This window comes from Cupriavidus basilensis (assembly GCF_000832305.1).
Taxonomy (GTDB): Bacteria; Pseudomonadota; Gammaproteobacteria; order Burkholderiales; family Burkholderiaceae; genus Cupriavidus; species Cupriavidus basilensis_F.
This window is the reverse complement of the sequence record NZ_CP010537.1, coordinates 3,207,601-3,225,855: the sequence shown is the minus strand read 5'-3', so window position 1 is coordinate 3,225,855 and position 18,255 is coordinate 3,207,601. Positions and strand designations below refer to the sequence as shown.

At 67.4% G+C, this 18,255-nt stretch carries 18 protein-coding genes; 13 read left to right on the top strand and 5 right to left on the bottom strand.

Annotated features, from left to right (window positions below):
• Positions 1-140: 140 nt before the first annotated feature.
• The 3 genes from RR42_RS34700 to RR42_RS34690 all read right to left on the bottom strand — a co-directional run bounded on the left by RR42_RS34700 (position 141) and on the right by RR42_RS34690 (position 2,950).
• Entirely contained in the window at positions 141-1,121 is a 981-nt protein-coding gene (locus RR42_RS34700; RefSeq protein ID WP_144410037.1) for a lysozyme inhibitor LprI family protein, read from the bottom strand.
• Positions 1,106-1,909 carry an N-acetylmuramoyl-L-alanine amidase family protein gene (locus RR42_RS34695; protein ID WP_052495172.1) on the bottom strand — a complete coding sequence of 268 codons (804 nt, stop codon included), beginning with the start codon at positions 1,907-1,909 and terminating at the stop codon, positions 1,106-1,108. Before RR42_RS34695 ends, RR42_RS34700 begins: the two co-directional genes overlap by 16 nt.
• A gap of 285 nt (positions 1,910-2,194) precedes the next feature.
• A complete protein-coding gene (locus tag RR42_RS34690; protein WP_063778477.1) occupies positions 2,195-2,950 on the bottom strand; it encodes a YoaK family protein in 756 nt (251 codons plus the stop codon).
• Positions 2,951-3,097: 147 nt separating this feature from the next.
• Between RR42_RS34690 and RR42_RS34685 the strand changes: the two genes are divergently transcribed.
• The 11 genes from RR42_RS34685 to RR42_RS38020 all read left to right on the top strand — a co-directional run bounded on the left by RR42_RS34685 (position 3,098) and on the right by RR42_RS38020 (position 13,722).
• Positions 3,098-4,027 (top strand): dioxygenase, encoded by a 930-nt coding sequence (locus RR42_RS34685; RefSeq protein ID WP_082055326.1) that lies wholly within the window; start codon positions 3,098-3,100, stop codon positions 4,025-4,027.
• A gap of 24 nt (positions 4,028-4,051) precedes the next feature.
• Positions 4,052-4,819: an SDR family NAD(P)-dependent oxidoreductase gene (locus RR42_RS34680; protein WP_052495171.1), complete on the top strand. Its 768-nt coding sequence runs from the start codon at positions 4,052-4,054 to the stop codon at positions 4,817-4,819.
• A 58-nt stretch (positions 4,820-4,877) separates the two neighbouring features.
• Positions 4,878-5,762, top strand: coding sequence for a 3-keto-5-aminohexanoate cleavage protein (locus RR42_RS34675; RefSeq protein WP_043356663.1), 885 nt, complete (start codon positions 4,878-4,880; stop codon positions 5,760-5,762).
• A 61-nt stretch (positions 5,763-5,823) separates the two neighbouring features.
• Complete coding sequence (locus RR42_RS34670; protein ID WP_043356661.1) at positions 5,824-6,801, top strand: quinone oxidoreductase family protein; 978 nt, start codon at positions 5,824-5,826, stop codon at positions 6,799-6,801.
• Positions 6,798-7,136, top strand: a complete 339-nt coding sequence (locus tag RR42_RS34665) for a cupin domain-containing protein (protein WP_043356660.1) — start codon at positions 6,798-6,800, stop codon at positions 7,134-7,136. Before RR42_RS34670 ends, RR42_RS34665 begins: the two co-directional genes overlap by 4 nt.
• Before the next feature lie 172 nt (positions 7,137-7,308).
• Complete coding sequence (locus RR42_RS34660; RefSeq protein ID WP_043356657.1) at positions 7,309-8,391, top strand: porin; 1,083 nt, start codon at positions 7,309-7,311, stop codon at positions 8,389-8,391.
• Positions 8,392-8,470: 79 nt separating this feature from the next.
• Positions 8,471-9,439 carry a tripartite tricarboxylate transporter substrate binding protein gene (locus RR42_RS34655; protein WP_043356656.1) on the top strand — a complete coding sequence of 323 codons (969 nt, stop codon included), beginning with the start codon at positions 8,471-8,473 and terminating at the stop codon, positions 9,437-9,439.
• Positions 9,440-9,536: 97 nt separating this feature from the next.
• Positions 9,537-10,565, top strand: a complete 1,029-nt coding sequence (locus RR42_RS34650) for a LacI family DNA-binding transcriptional regulator (protein ID WP_144410036.1) — start codon at positions 9,537-9,539, stop codon at positions 10,563-10,565.
• A gap of 466 nt (positions 10,566-11,031) precedes the next feature.
• Complete coding sequence (locus tag RR42_RS34645) at positions 11,032-11,703, top strand: response regulator transcription factor (protein WP_043356651.1); 672 nt, start codon at positions 11,032-11,034, stop codon at positions 11,701-11,703.
• A 50-nt stretch (positions 11,704-11,753) separates the two neighbouring features.
• Positions 11,754-12,899 carry a sensor histidine kinase gene (locus tag RR42_RS34640; protein WP_052495170.1) on the top strand — a complete coding sequence of 382 codons (1,146 nt, stop codon included), beginning with the start codon at positions 11,754-11,756 and terminating at the stop codon, positions 12,897-12,899.
• A gap of 49 nt (positions 12,900-12,948) precedes the next feature.
• On the top strand, positions 12,949-13,722 hold the full coding sequence (locus RR42_RS38020) for a helix-turn-helix transcriptional regulator (protein ID WP_052495169.1): 774 nt from the start codon (positions 12,949-12,951) through the stop codon (positions 13,720-13,722).
• Positions 13,723-13,786: 64 nt separating this feature from the next.
• Here the strand turns inward: RR42_RS38020 and RR42_RS34630 are convergent, their stop codons facing one another.
• Positions 13,787-14,719 carry a LysR family transcriptional regulator gene (locus RR42_RS34630; RefSeq protein ID WP_043356648.1) on the bottom strand — a complete coding sequence of 311 codons (933 nt, stop codon included), beginning with the start codon at positions 14,717-14,719 and terminating at the stop codon, positions 13,787-13,789.
• A gap of 183 nt (positions 14,720-14,902) precedes the next feature.
• Between RR42_RS34630 and RR42_RS34625 the strand changes: the two genes are divergently transcribed.
• Both RR42_RS34625 and RR42_RS34620 read left to right on the top strand, forming a co-directional pair.
• Entirely contained in the window at positions 14,903-15,919 is a 1,017-nt protein-coding gene (locus RR42_RS34625) for a tripartite tricarboxylate transporter substrate binding protein (protein ID WP_052495168.1), read from the top strand.
• A 10-nt stretch (positions 15,920-15,929) separates the two neighbouring features.
• Complete coding sequence (locus RR42_RS34620) at positions 15,930-17,009, top strand: maleylacetate reductase (RefSeq protein ID WP_043356645.1); 1,080 nt, start codon at positions 15,930-15,932, stop codon at positions 17,007-17,009.
• A gap of 530 nt (positions 17,010-17,539) precedes the next feature.
• Here the strand turns inward: RR42_RS34620 and RR42_RS34615 are convergent.
• Positions 17,540-18,238, bottom strand: coding sequence for an RraA family protein (locus RR42_RS34615; protein WP_043356643.1), 699 nt, complete (start codon positions 18,236-18,238; stop codon positions 17,540-17,542).
• Positions 18,239-18,255 lie beyond the last annotated feature (17 nt).

Here is an 18,255-nt window from a genome sequence, read left to right as displayed (position 1 = left end):
GACGGCCTCGGCATCGCCGGATAGGGGGATCGCTTCGGGTTGCTGGGTGCTGACCCCGGCCAGAACCGCATCGCTTCATGTTGAAGCCGCCTCCAAGGGGATGGGGGCGCGGCGCATGCCGTGCGACGAGGCCCTTGCCTCTACCGCCCGCTTGCCTTGTTAGGCTCGCCGCGAGCCTGCTGGATGCTCTTGAGCTTGCCCTGCAGCTGCACGATGCGGGTCTCCCACAGGCCGATGGCGCAGTTCATGTCGACCTGCCCGCCTCGCGCGCAATCCGTTGCCAGGCGTTCATCCCGCCAGCGGATCCAGCGCCGTTCGTCGTCCCTCACCTGGATGAATTCGGCGCTGTTCAGGAAGAAACGCAGGTTTTCGTAGATGGTCCCCAGCCGTCCATCCGCGTCGCCAAGCCGGCGGTCATTGCAGATCAGCTTTTCCGGCCCGGTCCTGGCGTTGCCGCAGTTGAAGCTCGGCGGCAGCATCGCCGCTCCCGCTCCCGCTCCCATTGCCGTTCCCGCGTTGTACGGCGCCGCCGCGCGCGGGGGCGGCGTATCGATCTGCGCCACGCGCGTCTTCAAGGCATTCAGGTCGCGCTCCAGGGCGTCCAGCCTGCGCTCGTGTTCGTTGATCACGGTCAGGATCCGCTGCATGCTGTCCTCGACCTGGTCGCGCAATTGCTGCGTATCGGCCGCGCTCAGGCGCTGGGTCTGCAACTGGCGCAGCGCCGCCAGCTGCACGTCGGCGGCATGGAGTTGCTCGCGCAGCTCCGCCTGCTTTGCCGCGCTGTTCTCGGCGCTGGCGGCGAGGCTGGCCTCCAGCTGTTTTTCCAGTGTCTTCAGTTCTTGCTCATTGGCCTTGGCTTCGGTGATGCCGAGCGCGTCGAGCCCAAAGCCGATGGCTTCGTGGACCGCGTATTCCCGCAACTGATGCACCAGCCATTCGCCGGTGCGCAGCAGCGTGCCCACGACCCGCCCCGAGGGCGCGGCCTGTGCCACCGGTGCCATGGCGCACAGGGCGAGCAAGACGATGACTGTCGCCCATGCGGCATGCCGCGTAAATTGCAAGCACTGGCCGGCCCGTCGCGCTCGCGCGCCGTTGTCCGGCGCCATCAGGGAGGGAAGCATGATTGCGCACTCGCTGTTGCCGCACCGTTGTCGCCGGCACAGAACCGGGCGACCGCCGCGCCGATCGACTCGGCCATCATCCGCCTGTACGCCGGATCGCCAAGCCGGGTTTCCTCGGCGCGGTTGACGATCACCCCGGCTTCGAACAGTACCGCCGGCATCCTGGTGGTAGCCAGGACCTTGAGTGCATCGAACCTGTAGATGCCCAGGTCCGGGTCGACCAGTTCCCTGTTCTCGCCTTCGATCTGTTCGGCATGGTGCAGGGTCGGGCGCAGGCAGTGCCTGTGCAGCTCGGACCCCAGCACGCGCGCGAACCGCAGGCTTTCGTCTGGCTGCTGGTTCTGGCCGGAGTAAAAGATCGAGTAGCCGGCAAAGTCGTCGCTGTAGCGCTGCGGCTTGGCCTCAAAGGTCCATGCGGAAAGATAACGCGGCTGGACCGAGTCGTGATGGAGCGACAGGAACAGATCCGCCCCGCGGCGATTCGCCAGCTCGGAGCGGTCTGTCAGCGAGATATCCGCGCCGCGCTCGTTGGTCAGGAATACGTTGGCGAACCCCATGCCCGCCAGCACCGGCACCAGCGTTGCGGCCAGGCGTGTGTTGAACTCGAACTCGGGCACGCCGCGCGCGCTCGTCGCGCCCGGATGGCTGGCTGTATGTCCCGCATCAATGGCAATCACGAAACGGCTCCTGTCGCACTGTTGCGAGGCCGGGCTGGCCGGGAGCGACAAAGCCAACGCCAGGCCGGCGAACGCCAGCCGGGCCAGTCGCACCGGAGTCAGAGACTGCATGGCTTGCATATGCGCTAAAACCTGCGCTAAAACCTGCGCTAAATCGATAGGCCTTTGATTCTATCGGGTTGCCACTGGCCTACGCCATCAACAGCCATGCCGCGCCACGGCCCACCAGCGCCACTGTCCACACCCGGTCCGGGTGGATCCGGCCGGTGCGCTCGGCCAGCTCGCCATGGTGCATCTCCTTGCGCTACCACTGGCTTTGAACTATAGGGCACATCGCGGCGGACGTCGGACCCCGGACGCCTGCTCAGGCACGCATCCCATGCTTGCATCCCGGCGCTACGCCTGTCTCCCGGCCAGGGACGCGGCCGGCCCGGCGCGGTAGCTATATGCCAGCGCCAGCAGGATGAGGATCGGCACGGCAAGGCACCAGTACGACGCCTGCACATAGGCATACGCGCCTGACACGGCGCCGGCCGCGAATGCAGCGATGGCGGGGACCATCTTGCGCAGCCGGTTCTTCGCCGCGGCCACCTTGTCGGCCGAGGCGCTGCGCAACTCCACCAGGTCGATGATGACCTGCGTGCTGTTGCCCGTCATGATGGTGGTCGGCACATGGTCGGTCAGCACGATCCGGGATTGCGCGTTCTGGACCGCCATGGCGGCCACGCCGAGCATGCCGGTCGCAATGGCTGACGGCATGTCGGGCGAGGCCATGGGCGAGGCCAGGCAGCCCGCCAGCATGAAGGCGGCAAGCAACAATCCTTGCGTGACCAGCAGCGGCGGCAGCGGCGGCCTGCCGCGCGCCTGCATGGCATCGACGGCAATCTTCGTGGTCGCCACCGATAGCGCGAACACCGGCAGCGCCAGCAGCTTGGACAGCACGCCGCCGGTCGCGTGCGCGAGCGCCACGCCGAGCATGACAAAGTTGCCGGTGACGTGCGCGGTGAACAGGCCGAACAGGGCGATAAAGCCGACCACATCGACGTAGCCCGCTACCAGGCTGAGCAGGGCGCCCTTGAACACCTGGCTGGCGATTGCCTGCGGTTGCGTAGGCGGCGAGGACTGTGGCGAAGACTGTGGCGTGGTCTGCATGGCGGGGTTCATGTTTGTGAAGAGGAGGGCGCTCGCCCGTACTACAGCATACGATGCGCGGGCCGGTCCAATTGCGAATGTTCTTGATTTTTCCAGAACGCGGCCCATAATGCAAACGTTTGCAAAGAACGGAAACCAGAGATGAACATGGAGACGACACTTGCCCCGAGGCTCGGCCGCGGCCTGTCCTTGGTGGACGACGAACACACGCTGAGCCAGCTGGTCAAGCAGGCGATGCGCGATACCACCGACCCGCGCCTGCGGGAGGTGGTCGAGGCGCTGGTCGATCATCTGCACGCGTTCCTGAGGCAGGTGCGGCCCAGCGACGAGGAGTTCGAGGCCGGGCTGCGCTTTGTCGCAGCGCTAGGCCATGCGACCCACGCAACCAACAACGAGGTGGTGCTGGCGGCCGATGTGCTTGGCCTGTCGACGCTGGTGACGCTGATGAACAACGGCATCACCGGTGGCCGCACGCCGGGCGCCCTGCTGGGGCCGTTCTATCGCGGCGGCGCGCCGTCTTACGCGTGCGGGGATTGCGTGGTGCAAGGCGAGACGCCGGGGCTGCCATTGTTTGTGAGGGGACAAGTGCGCAACACCGCCGGCGAGCCCCTGGCCGGCGCGCTGGTGGAGGCGTGGCAGGCTTCGCCGGTTGGCCTCTATGACAACCAGGATCCCTCGCAGCCGGACAAGAACCTGCGCGGCGCCTTCCGGGCCGATGCGCAAGGCCGCTTCCATTTCCGCTCGGTGCGCCCGGCGGGCTATCCCGTGCCGACGGGCGGCCCCGTCGGCCAGCTGCTGGCCGAACAGAACCGCCATCCATACCGCCCGGCGCACATTCACTTCATCGCCGCGGCGCCGGGTTATCGCACGCTTGTCACGCAGGTCTTCGCCGACGATTCCGAGCACCTGGAGTCGGACGTGACCTTTGGCGTGCACCGTGAACTGGTGGGCCATTTCCGGCGCGTGGACGAAGGCACAAGCCCATGGGGCGGCTTCCCGGCGCCGTTCTACACGCTGGATTTCAACTTTGTGCTGGAGCCGGGCGAGCAGACCTTCCCGACGCCGCCGATCGACTGATTACCGACCACGAAAGAACTGACGATGACGATTCAACAACAAGTTTCGACGCCGCAACTTGCCGGCAAGGTTGCCGTGATCCTCGGCGGCACCGGTGGCATCGGCATGGCGACGGGCCGCAAGCTTGCCACCCTGGGCGCCAGCGTGGTGCTGGTCAGCCGTGATGCGCAGACTTGCGCGCAAGCGGTGGCCGAACTGCCGCCGGGCAACCATCTTGCGGCGGTGGCGCAGATCGGCGATACCGCATCGCTCGTGCGCCTGGCCGACGACGTGCAGCGCAAGTACGGCCGCATCGACATGCTGGTCAACAGCGCGGGCTTCACCAAGGCGATCGCGCACGCCGACCTTGACGCGCTGGACGATGCGCTGATCGATGAGATGTTCGCCGTGAACTGGCGCGGCCAGTTCGCCGCGATCCGCGCCATGGCGCCGTACCTGAAGGCAACGGGTGAGGGGCTGGTGGTCAACGTGGGGTCCATCGCGGGGCGCACCGGCATGGGCAGCAACGTGGCGTACTGCGCGGTGAAGGCAGGGCTCGACATGATGGCCGTATCGCTGGGCCGCGCGCTGGCGCCCGAGATCCGCGTGCTCAACGTATCGCCCGGCGTGGTCGACACCGATTTCGTGCCCGGGCGCGACAGCGCATTCAACGAGCGCGCGGCCAGGACCACGCCGCTCAAGCGCATTGGCAAGCCGGATGACGTCGCCGATGCCATCGTGGCCTGTGCCACGTCGCTGCGCTTTTCCACCGGCACCACCATCGTGGTCGACGGCGGGCGCCAGCTTGGCTGATCCCGCCTCCGACACATTGTTCCATTCAGCAAGGCAGCAAGACACCAACACGTTCACCATGCATAGCAGAAAGACCATCATTACCTGCGCCGTCACCGGCAACATCGTTACCCCGGAACAACATCCCGGCCTGCCGGTGACGCCGGCGCAGATCGCCACGGCGGCGCTGGAGGCCGCCGAGGCGGGCGCGGCCGCAGCCCACATCCATGTGCGCGACCCCGAGACCGGGCGCCCATCAATGGCGCTCGAATACTACGCCGAGGTGATCGAGCTGATCCGCAAGCGCAACAAGGCGCTCATCATCAACCTGACCACCGGCCCGGGCGGGCGCTTCGTGCCGGGCGAGGACGAACCCCGCAACGCCGCCCCGGGCACCACCCTGGTCCGCCCGGAAGTGCGCGTCGCGCATATCGCCGCGCTGCGCCCCGATGTGTGTTCGCTGGACCTCAACACCATGAATTCCGGTGCGGACGTGGTCATCAACACGCCCCGGAACGTACGCAAGATGGCGGCCATCATCCGCGAGGCGGGCGTCATGCCGGAGCTTGAAATCTTCGACTCCGGCGACCTCCACATGGCGCGCGACTTCATCCAGGAAGGCGTGCTGGACGGCCCCGGCCTGTGGACCTTCGTGCTCGGCGTGAAATACGGTTTCGCGGCCACGCCCGAGACCTTGTTCTACGCGCGCAACATGCTGCCGCCGGGCGCGCACTGGTCCGCCTTTGGCGTTGGCCGGGCGGAGTTCCCGATGGTGGCGCAGGCGTGGCTGGCAGGCGGGCATGTCCGGGTTGGCCTGGAGGACAACATCTACCTGGACAAGGGCGTGCTTGCCCCGGACAACGCAGCGCTGGTCGCCAAGGCGCGCGACATCATCAAATCGCTGGGCGGCGCGCTGGCGTCGCCACACGAGGCCCGGGCCACGCTCGGCCTGCGGGCGGCATGAACGATCAGGCCAGCACATACACAAGCAAATACACGAACACAAACACAAACATCACATCATCATGAACACTATCCGCGTCTCCCGGAAGGCAGCGAACATCGACGCGCTGCAACTCGAATTCGCCGGCATTCCCAAGCCCGTGCCCGGCGCCGGCCAATGCGTCATCGAAGTCGCCAGCGCTGGCGTCAACCCGAGCGATGTCAAGGCCACGCTGGGATTGATGCCGCACGCCGTGTGGCCGCGTGTGCCCGGCCGCGACTACGCCGGCGTGGTGGTGGACGGCCCCGCGCACCTGCTGGGCAAGGAAGTCTGGGGCAGCGGCGGTGAACTTGGCATTCGCCGCGATGGCACGCACAGCCGCTACCTGACGCTCGACATTGCCGCGGTGCGCGAGAAGCCCGCCAATGTTACTTTGCAGGAAGCCGGCGCGGTTGGCGTGCCCTTTGTCACCGCCTATGAGGGCCTGCGCCGTGCCGGCCTGCCGCAGGCGGGCAGCGTGGTGCTGGTGTGCGGCGGCAATGGCAAGGTTGGCCAGGCCACCATCCAGATTGCCACCGCGCTGGGCGCGCGCGTCTTCGCCGTGGAGCGCGAGGCCGGGCCGTTTCGCGGTCACGCCAGCGGCACCGTGCGCATGCTGGATGCCAGCCGCGACAACATCGCCGAAGTGATGCGCGACGAGACCGGCGGGCACGGCGCGGATATCGTCTACAACACGGTCGGCAGCCCGTACTTCGAGCAAGCCAACCAGGCCATGGCGATCGGCGCCGCGCAGATCTTCATCTCGACCATCGACCGCGCCGTGCCGTTCGACATCTTCGCCTTTTACCGCGGGCAGCATACGTATGTGGGCATCGATACGCTGGCCATGGACAGCATCGCTTGCGCGGCGGTCTTCGATCAGCTCGGCCCCCTGTTCGCGGCCGGGCAGCTCAGGCCCTTCCCGGTGCACGCGGACTACACCTTCGCGCTGGCGCGCGCCGCCGAGGCTTACCGCGCGGTGCTGCAAGGCGCCCCGGAACGCGTGGTGCTGATGCCATGAACACGACCCGGTTCGCCGCCGCGCCGGCCTATTTCCCGCCCGGCCACGAAGGCATGCGCTGCCTGCGCCTGCAGGGGTTTGAGGCCGGGCCGTCGGCGTCGCTCTGGCTCGGTGTCTCGGTGATCCTGCCGGGCGGCCATACCGGGCTGGATGCCTCGCCCATGGAAAAGCACTATGTGGTGCTGGAGGGGGAAGTCACCATCAGCACCGGGGCACAGGCCGTGCATCTGTCTCAGTACGACTCGGTCTGCCTGGCGCCGGGTGAAGCCCGCAAGGTGGAGAATCCGGGCAACCGTCCCGCCATGCTGCTGCTGGCCATGCCGTATCCGCCTTGAATTTTTACTTTGATTGCAAACGTTTGCATATTCTTCAAATTGACCAGGCGGACGCGCCGCGAATCCGCAATGGAGGAAGAGAGACATGGGAAATGCCTGGAGGCATAGGTGGCAGGAGACAACGAAGGACAGCGCGGCGAGCCCCGCGCTCCGGCACCGGTGGCCGTCTCTGATGGCTGGCGCCGGGGCGCTTGCCGTGGTGGCGGTGTGCGGGCCCGCCCATGCGCAATCCACGGTGACGGTCTATGGGCGGCTCAATACCAGCATCGAGTACTCGCGAGCCAGCACCGCCACCGACGGCGCCGTGCTGGGCGGCACCGGACGGCTGACCAATAACCGGTCGGTCTTCGGCTTGCGGGGCGAGGAGGGCCTTGGCGGCTCGCTCAAGGCAATCTGGCAGATCGAGAGCAACCTGTCGATCGATAACGGGGCCGGGCAGATTGCCGGACGAAACTCGCGCATAGGATTGAGCGGTGATTACGGTACTTTTTTCATGGGGCACTGGACCACGCCCTACACCGAAGCCACCATGGAATACGACCCCTATTACCCGACCACCGCCGGGTATATGGCGCTGATCAGCAACGGCTCGGCATCGAGCACCAACAACATCCAGGACACGCACTCCTTCGATCGCCGCGAGCAGAACATCGTGCAATACCGCAGCCCCGAATGGAAAGGCTTGCGCGCGGGCGTGGGCTGGGGCGTGCCCGAGGAAAAGCCCACCACGCCGCGCAACCCGGCGCTCTACTCGTTCGCCACCACCTATGACCGCGGGCCGCTCAACCTGGCGCTGGCCTACGAGATTCACCAGCACTACCAGACGGCGGGCCGCAACGACGATGCCATCAAGGTGGGCGTGTCCTACCAGTTCGCCAGCACCAAGGTCTCCGCCCTGTACGAGCGGCTGCACTACCGCACCGCCACGGGCGACCTGACGCGCAACGGCTACTACACCTCGGTGGTGCAAAAGCTCGGGCCCGGCAGCATCAGGCTGGGTTTTGCCCTGGCCGGCAACGGCGCCGGCAACGCCACCGAGACGGTGGGGTTCTTTCGCAGCGGCGCGCAGACCGGCGCCACCCAGTTCACGCTCGGCTATGACTATCCGCTGTCAAAGCGCACCGCGCTCTTTACCTACTACAGCCGCATCAACAACAGGAAAAACGCTATCTACGACTTCGCCATCAACAGCCTCGGCGTTTCGGCAGGCGCCGATCCGCAAACCTTTGCGCTAGGCATGCGCCACAACTTCTAACCCTCGAACCTGACCATCGCGCCGCCCAGCCCGGCCGGGCCACGATCCGGCCGGACCCGAGGCGGTGGAGGAGACAACCGTGATTCGACACATCCTGCTGAGCGCCACCCTCGCGGTGAGCGCCGGGGGCGCGCTCGCCCAGCCGCCCCAGTATCCCGCCAAGCCGATCCGCCTGGTGGTGCCATTCTCATCCGGCAGCGCGACCGACATCCTCGCCCGCATCGTCGGCAACAAGCTGGGCGAATCCGGCCGCTACCAGATGATCGTGGAGAACCGGCCCGGTGCGGGCGGCACGCTCGGCGCGGGGCTGGTCGCCAAGGCCGCGCCGGATGGCTACACCCTGATCCTGGTATCGGTCGGGCATGCCATCAATGCCACGCTCTATCCCAAGCTGTCGTACGACACCGTGAAGGACTTCGCGCCGGTGACGCTGGTGGCGACGGTGCCCAACGTGCTGGTCGTAAACAGCGCCAGCAAGCTGGGCTCGGTCAAGGATGTGGTGGCAGCGGCCAAGGCCAAGCCTGGCACGATGAACTTCGATTCGGCAGGCTCCGGCAGCTCGACCCACCTGAGCGGGGAGTTGTTCAAGATGGAAGCCGGCGTGGATATCGCGCACATTCCCTACAAGGGCACGGGCGAGGCGCTGACCGATGTCATGGCGGGCCGTGTCGACCTGATGTTCGCGCCCACTGTCTCCGCCATGCCGTTCGTGCGCCAGGGCAAGCTCAAGGCGCTGGCGGTCACCACGCCGAAGCGGGCTACCGCCTTGCCGGACATCCCGACGGTGGCGGAGTCGGGCTTGCCGGGCTACGCCTTCGAGTCATGGTTCGGCGTGCTGGCGCCCGCAGGCACGCCCAAGGAGATCGTGGCCGCGCTCAATGGCGAGATCGCCAAGGCGCTGGCCGCGCCGGAGGTGCGCGAGCGGCTGTCGGCGCAAGGCGCCGAAGCGCGCACGTCCACGCCGCAGGAGTTCGAGCGCTACATCAAGGCAGAGATCGCCAAGCTGGCGCCGGTGGTGCGGCAGTCCGGCGTGCAGGCCGGGCAGTAGAGGCGTGCGGGGAGGTGGCAAGGAAGCGGGCCCGGCGCGTGCGTCTTCGCTTAAAATGGCATGTTCTCACTCATCGCACACCAGCCTCCCTGCCCGCATGGACCAGCGCAAGCGCATTACCCTGAAGGACCTGGCGGCGAAGGCGGATGTCCATTACTCCACCGTTTCCCGGGTGATGAATGCCGCCACGCGGCACCTGGTCGCCGATGAGGTGGCCGAGCGCATCCTGCGCATGGCCGACGAGCTCGGTTTCCGCCCCAACCGCATCGCCGCCGGGCTGCGCACCAAACGCTCCGGGCTCATCGGCGTGGTGCTGCCGGATATCTCCAACCCCGTGTTCCCGCCGATCCTGGCCGGGCTCGAGGGCGTGCTGGCCTCGCGCGGCTATGTGCCCATCGTGGTCAATGTGGGCGCCGACAAGACGCGCCAGCGCTTTGTCATCGACCAGATGATGGGCCGCCAGGTCGACGGCCTGATCCTGGCGACCGCTGAGCGCGAGGATGCCGTGCTGGATTACTGCGTCAAGCAGAACATCCCCGTGGTGATGGTCAACCGCGGGGAGGATATCGGCCGGGTGCCCTGTGTGGTCAGCGACAACCTGCTCGGGATGCGGCTCGCCGTCGATCATCTGGTGGCGCTCGGGCATCGCCGCATTGGCCATATCGCCGGGCCGGACTCGCTGTCCACCGGCCACCAGCGCAAGCAGGGTTTTATCGATGCGGTGCGGCGGCACAAGCTGCGCAAAGACGAATGGATGATCGTGGAGGCGGCAAGCTACGGCCGCGAAGCGGGGCGCGAAGCCTGCCGCACGCTGCTGGCGCGGTTTCCCGCGCTGACCGCGATCGCCGCGGGCAACGACCTGGTGGCGCTGGGATGCTATGACTACCTGCGCGAGGCCGGGATTGCATGCCCCGCGCGCGTCTCGGTGATCGGCCACAACGATATGCCCTTTGTCGATGCGCTCACGCCTGCGCTCACCACCATCCGGATTGCCGTCCACGAGATGGGCGTGCAGGCGGCGACGCTGCTGCTGGCGCGCATCGAGAACGCGAAGGCCGAGGCCGCCAGCGTGGTGCTCCGCCCCGAGCTGATCGTACGCGGCTCGACGGCGCCGCCGGCGCAATAGGCGCAATAGGCGGCTCGCGCAGGCGAGCAATCCGCATCTTCCGGGAATCGCAACGGTGGTCAACTACACATCCTTGTAGTGGGCGCGGGCCATCGGCTTCAAAGCCATGCGCGGTAAGGGCTGCAGGCCATTTTCGAATTGTGCGGATCCGGTCCTGCCGCGTTTTCGGGCTTGATCTTTCGGCGCTTTCATCCACAATGCAAACGATTGCAAAATTGATGCGAGATGGCCGCAATCTTGAGGCCGGCGAGGTGTCCCTTGCATGGGCTCACGCCCCGGCTACACCCGGGGATGAACTGTGCACACCCCTGGACAATGGCCGGCCTCATGCGGATAGGGAAGAATCGCGATGCCCGCCAGGCAGGCTGGCGCATCTCGCGTTGCCGTTTTTTTCCGGAGTTTGAGAATAGAGGATTCAAATGATCGTCGCATGCCCTTTCTCCAGGTGCAGGGCATAGGATGCGGCATGGCGATATCCGACGGCTATCCCGGTCCCGGCGGCGCCTGGCTCGTCGATGACGGCGTGGTGCTGGTCGTTGACGATGACGCGGCCTTGCGCGATGGCATTGCCAGCCTGTTCCGCTCGATGGACATCCAGGTCAGGACCTTTGCCTGCGCGGCCGAGTTCCTGTGCTTTCCGATCCCCGATGTGCCGTGCTGCCTGGTGCTGGATGTGCGCCTCAGGGGTGCCAGCGGGCTGGAGTTGCAGGCCATGCTGGCCGCGGTGGGCTGCCCGGTGCCGGTGGTGTTCATCTCCGGCCACGCGGACGTTGCCATGTCGGTCATGGCGATGCGGGCCGGTGCAACGCATTTCCTGACCAAGCCGTTCCGCGACCAGGACCTGCTCGATGCGGTGACGGAAGCCATCGGCAGGGATGTGCAGCGGCGCGCTTGCGAACAGCGCGGGCGCGAGCTGAAGGCCGCGTTCGAGACGCTGACATCGCGCGAGCGTGAAGTCATGGCGCTGGCGGCGGCGGGCCTGATGAACAAGCAGATTGCCGACGACGTGGGCCTGAGCACGGTCACGGTCAAGATCCACCGCGCGCAGGCCATGAAGAAGATGGGCGCGCGCACCTTTGCCGACCTGGTGGTGATGGCGCACGTGCTTGGCCTGACCAACGTGGCGGCGCAGGCGTGATCACCATGCGCAGACCCTATTGCCCACGTCATTCGTTGCGCAAAGGCAGCTTGGGCAACGCCCGTGCGAGGCGGCGCGGCCTGCATGAAAGCGAGGCCTCCCTGGCCGAGGGCCAGCGCATCAGCAAGACCGGCAGTTGGCAATGGTGGCCGGCGCGGCGCGAGATGCGCTGGTCGGCGGAGATGTACCGGCTCTTCGGGCTGGACCCCGCGGCTGGCGCACCGCGCATGCACACCTTGGTGGCGATGATCCATGCCGGCGAGCGTGCCCGCGTGCTCGCCGGCATGGCCCGCGCGCGCAAGGAGGGCACGCCGTTCCAGCAGGCGTTCCGCATTCTGTGCCACAACGGCGAAGAGAAGCACCTGATCTGCGTGGGACAGCCGCGCCGGGGCAGCGAGGACAGCCTGGGCTTTGTCGGCACGGTGGTTGATATCACGGAGCGCCGCCGCGCCGAGGAAGTGCTGCGCGTGGCGCAGGAGGAACTGGCGCATGTGTCGCGCATCGCCGTGCTGGGCGAACTGACGGCATCCATCGCGCACGAAGTCAGCCAGCCGCTGGCCGGCATCATCACATATGGGCAAGCCTGCCTGCGCTGGCTGGACCGGGCGCAACCCAACCTGGAGGAGGCGCGCAGCGCGGTGCAGCGCATGATCAGCGAGGGCCAGCGCGCCAGCGCCGTCATCGGCCGCACGCGCGCGCTGGCGGCCAAGGGCGTACCGCAGCGCGCGCCCGTGGACCTGGGTGCCGCCCTGGCTGAATCCCTGGCGCTGCTGATGCCTGAAATGGGCAACCAGGGCGTGGCGGTGTCCGCCCACGTGATGCCTGGCTTGCCGGCGGTGCTGGGCGATCGCATCCAGCTGCAGCAGGTGCTGATCAACCTCCTGCTCAATGCCATGCAGGCCTGCGCGGCGGCGCAAGCCGGCCAGCGTTCGATCCTGGTGCGGTGCGAACGGCTCGGCGCCGTGCCGCCGCGGGTGCTCTGCACGGTGCAGGACACGGGCCCGGGCATCGCGCCGGAGAACATCCCGAACCTGTTCGACGCATTCTTTACCACCCGGCCAGAGGGCCTGGGCATGGGCTTGTCGATCTGCCGCTCGGTGGTGGAGTCGCACGGCGGGCGCATCTGGGTCGATGAGCAGCCGGGGGCGGGCGCCACATTCCGCTTTACGCTGCCCGTGCGGGAAACACGCTTATGATTGGCGTCTGACAGATGCCATCCCGCAGCAAGAGCGGCGGTTTTCACACATGCGTTCTCCCGATATTTCGCTTGGCGCCGCGATTCCCGCCGATGCGCCCTCCGCCCTGGCCGTGCTGCTTGGCGACATCGACCGTGCCCAGGATATCGAGGGGCTGGCGGGCGCCGTCTGCACCGCCGCCAGGCTGCTCGGGTTCAATCATTTCTATCTGCGCTACAAGGGGCTGCCGGGCTCGGGTGCGGCCCATGCCGGTTCGCTGACCAGCCTGCCCGGCGGCGCGAGCCTGCCGCTGGAAGCCCACGGCGAGGCCCTGGCGGCGCTGGTGGTCAAGGCGCGCGATTCGCTGGGGCCGGTGGTGTGCAGCAACGCCGAACCCCTGGTACGGGCTCCCGATGACGCGGCGCGGGCACGGGCCGAACTGGACCGCCGGCTGACCGCGGCCATTGCCTTTTCCGCCAGCATGCCAAGCCACGAGATGGGCACGCTGGCGCTGCTGTCGCTCGATGGCAGCGCGGGCGACGACGAGGCCGCCGTCTGCCGCGCGCGCCTGTTCGGGCCGGCCATCACGCAAGCCGTGCTTGATCGCTTCTGCACGATCGCGCGCGAACGCGCCGAGCCAGCGGTGTCGCTGACGGCGCGGGAGCTGGAGGTGCTGCGCTGGGTGGCGCTGGGCAAGACTTCGTGGGAGGCCGGGCAGATCCTCGGCATCTCCGAGCATGGCATTTCCCACCACATGCGCAACGTGATGCGCAAGCTGGATGTGGGAAACCGCTTGCAGGCCGTGCGCACGGCGATTGCCCTGGGGCTGCTGCCAGGCGAATAGCGCGGCCAGTGCGGCCAGGGTCGCCTGCGCGATCCTGCGCGATCCCGTGTAATCCAGCCCGGCGTTATTCGCCCACTGGCGCCATGGCCACCTGCCAGCGTGGCGGGCTGCCGATGCTGGCGCTCAGGTGCTCGCAAAACGCCCGCACCTTGGCGCTGGCGCGCGGCAGTGCGCGCAGCAGGTAGATGCCGGATTCCGGTTGCGGGGCCAGCCCATCCATCTCCAGTTCGATCAGGCGGCCATCGCCGATATCACCGCCGATCGACCAGTCCGGCATCAGGGCAATGCCCAGCCCTTGCAGCACCGATAGCCGCCGCGCATCGCAGTCGTCGCACTCGAAGGCGAACATGGCCTGCTGCGCGACGTCGCTGTCCAGCAACTCGCGCCAGCCGCGCATGCTGGTGCTGTGGCGGCGGTCGATCAGCCGGTGGCTGCCCAGCTCGCTGGCGTGCCGCGGCTTGCCATGGCGCGCCAGGTAAGCCGCGGAGGCGCAGATCACGTAGCGCTGGCTGGCCACGCGCTGGGCGATCAGGCTGCTGTCCGCCTGCTGGCCCACGCGGATCACCAGGTCGATGCGCTCCACCACGGGGTCGACGATGCGCTCGGTCAGGTCCAGCTCGATGGCCAGGCGCGGGTACTTGTCATAGAGGGCGGCCAGGTGCGGCACCACGTGGCGCCGGCCAAAGGCGGGCAGGCAGCTTACGCGCAGCAGGCCGCTCACGCCCTGCTCCAGCGAGGTGACCTCGCTGCGCGCGTCGGTCATGTCGTGCAGGATCTTGACCGCGCGCTCGAACAGCAGGTTGCCGGCGTCGGTGCGGACCAGCGCGCGGGTGGAACGGGTAAACAGCGCCACCTGCAGCTCGTTCTCCAGGGAGTCGATCTGGCGGGCCACCGATGAGGCCACCATGCCCTTGCGGCGGGCCACGGCGGAGAAGCTGCGCGCCTGCGCCACCTCGACAAAGATCGAAAGATTTTCCGCAAATTTTGCCGATTCCATTTGTGCGTCCTGTGCAAAGGCGTTTCGCAGTCAGACCAGATTGCCCCAGCCGATGCGACAGGTTAGCATCGAATCCATGCCTTTCGCTTGGGCTATCTTCGCAATTTTGGCAAAAGAACGCCATCGTGCACCTGCCTCGGCGCACACGATGGCGTGGCGCGGTCACCGCAACAGGAAGACAAAATGACAACAAGATTTGAGACAAGCCGTTCCGATCACCCCCACGCCGCACGTGGCCAGGCGCTGCTGCGGCGCCTGGCGGCCACCGCCGCGCTGGCGCTCGGCCTTGTCGGCGGCGCCAACGCGCAAGCCTACCCGGCCAAGCCGGTCACGCTGATCATCCCGTTTGCGGCCGGCGGCACGGTCGACAAGGTAGGCCGCATGGTCCAGGAGGACTTCCGCGCCCGCCTTGGCCAGACGGTGGTCATCGAGAACCGCGCCGGCGCGGGCGGCACCATCGGCACCGGTGCCATCGTGCGCAGCGCGCCGGACGGCTACACGGTGGGGATGATCTTCGACTCCTTCGCCACCGAGTCGTCGATGTACCCCAAGCTGCCGTACGCGCCGGAGCGTGACCTGACCGGCGTGTCATACATGGTGCGCTCGCCCATGGTGCTGGTCGTGCCGGCCAGTTCCCGGTTCCAGACGCTGCAGGATTACGTGGCCGCCGCGAAGAAGCCGGCTACCGTTTCCTATGCATCGGTGGGCGCCGGCAGCTCCAACCAGCTGGCGGCCGAGCTGTTCCACGAGACCGCGGGCACCAGCGGCATCCACACCCCTTACAAGGGCGGCGGCCCGGCCATCTCGGACCTGCTTGGCGGCCACGTCGATTCGATGATCGCCAGCCTGCCGCTGGTGCTGCCGCATATCCAGGGCGGCAAGCTGCGCGCGCTGGCGGTGACCTCGCCCAGGCGCGATGCGCACCTGCCCGCGGTGCCGGCGATTGCCGAGACCTACAAAGGCTTCGAAGTCTATTCGTGGGTCGGCATGATCGCACCGGCCAGGACGCCGGAAGCCATCCTGAACCGGCTGGCGGCGGACATGAGCGCCACCCTGCGCGACCCCAAGGTGGCGCAGCGCCTGGCCGACGGGGGCTTCGAGGTGGTGGCGGGCGGGCGGCAGGAGATGAATGCGCTGGTCAAGAGCGAGTCGCAGCGCTGGTCCCGCGTGATCAAGAGCCGCAATATCGTGGCCGACTGAGCATCGCATCATGAAATCCTTCGTCTACCAAAGTCATCCGCAGCGCGTGGTGTTTGGCGCGGGCGCGCTGGCCCGGCTCGGCGCCGAGATCGACGCGCTGGGCGCGCGCCGCGTCCTGGTGCTGTCCACGCCAGGCCAGCGCGGCCAGGCCGAGCATGTGGCGGACCTGCTGGGCGAGCGTGCCGCAGGGGTCTTCGACGGTGCCGTGATGCACGTGCCGATCGAATCCGCGCGCGCTGCCCGCGAGCAGGCCGCGCGCCTGGGCGCGGATGGCGCGGTGGCGATCGGCGGCGGCTCCACCATCGGGCTGGGCAAGGCCATCGCGCTGGAGTCGGGCCTGCCGATCGTGGCGGTGCCAACCACCTACTCGGGTTCCGAGATGACGCCGATCTTCGGCCTGACCGAAGGCGGCATCAAGCGCACCGGCCGCGACGCGCGCGTGCTGCCGCGCACCGTGGTGTACGACCCCGAGCTCACACTCGGCCTGCCGCTGCGGCTGAGCGTGACCAGCGGCATCAACGCCATCGCGCACGCCGCCGAAGGGCTCTACGCGAGCGACGCCAACCCCGTCACCAGCCTCATGGCGCGCGAAGGCATCGCCGCGCTGGGCCGTGCGCTTCCCGCCATCCGCCAGGCGCACGCCAGCGGCAGCGCGCCGGACATGCTGGCCGCGCGCAGCGATGCGCTGTATGGCGCGTGGCTGTGCGGCAGCGTGCTGGCCAGCGTCGGAATGTCGCTGCATCACAAGCTATGCCATACGCTGGGCGGCAGCTTCAACCTGCCGCACGCCGAGGTGCACACCATCGTGCTGCCGCATGCGCTGGCCTATAACGCGAGCGCCGCGCCGCAGGCGATCGCCACGGTGGCAGCGGCGCTTGGCGCGGCGAGCGCGCCACAAGCGCTGTTCGATCTGGCCCGCGACAATGGCGCACCGGTTGCGCTGCGCGATATCGGCATGCGGGACTGCGATCTGGATCGCGCTTGCGAGCTCGCCTTGCTGAACCAGTACCCGAATCCGCGCCCGCTGGAGAGAGCGGCGGTGCGGCAGTTGCTGCAGGATGCGTTTGAAGGGGCGCGGCCTGCGGCATGAAGGGCGGCGCCGAGTTTGTACTTGTGCAACTCGGGAATGTCGGCCGCTTGCACAGCCATGGGCGGCTTGCCGATGCGTTGGTGGCCGATGCCGCGTTCGGCGCAGAGGGTTGTTGGTTGTAACTGGGTTGCAACTTCAACTGCAACTGCAACTGCAACTGCAACTGCAACTGCGACTTCAACTGCAGTTTCACCACCCCTGCGGGGCGGCGACCTACTTTTTTGTCTTGCCAAGAAAGTAGGCAAAAAAGGCGCGCCGGATGGGGCGACTACCTCCTCGGGATTTCACGAAAAGAGCGGCCGGGACCCAAACTCGCATCGCCTTAAGGCGATACTCAGACATGGGTCCCTCTTTTCCGCTCTTTTCGTGAAATCCCGAGGCGCCCCATACGGCCTTGGCACACCTTCACGGCTCGCTTCGCATCGCGCTTGGGTGTTCCCCGCCTGGGGGCGGGTCACACGGCTACACTGAATCGATGCTCTGATTCTCCCGCTGGTTCCAGGTGCCCATGCGGGCTTGCCCTGGCGGATTCAGACCGGCAGTCCCTTGGCACGCAGCGCGGCATCGAAGCGCTCGGGGTCCGAGGTGCCGGCGGCGTTGTCGGCGCGGATCTTTGCTTCCTTGCGCAGGTGGGCGCGGGTGCGCTGCAGGAGGTCGGCGGCTTCGGCTGCCGGCACCGCGATCACGCCGTCCGCGTCGCCCACGATCAGGTCGCCTGGCATCACGGCCATGCCGGCGCATGACACCGGCACGTTGACCTCGCCGGGGCCGTCCTTGCTCGGGCCACGGTGGGTGTGGCCGCGCGCGAAGATGGGCATGCCGTCTTCGGCCCACTCCAGCACGTCGCGCACGGCGCCATCGATCACCAGCCCGCCGAGCTGCCTGGCCACGCACGTGGTGCGCATCAGGCCGCCAACCAGTGCCTGCGTGATGTCGCCGCCGCCGTCGATCACCAGCACATCGCCGGGGCGGACCATCATCAGCGCCTTGTGAATCATCAGGTTGTCGCCCGGGCGCACGCGCACGGTCACGGCCGGCCCGCACAGCACGGTGTCGGGGCGGCTGTGATACGGGCGCAGGCCGATGGTGCCGATGTTGCGGCTCATGGCATCGCCAATGGCGGCCACCGGCATCTCCCGGAAGGCCGCGACGATGTCTGGCGCGGGGCCGGCGGCGCAAGGGTTGATCCGGTAGCCCGCGGGCCATGCCTGGGTGGCTTCGTTGCTCATGTCAGTGTTCCTGGTGT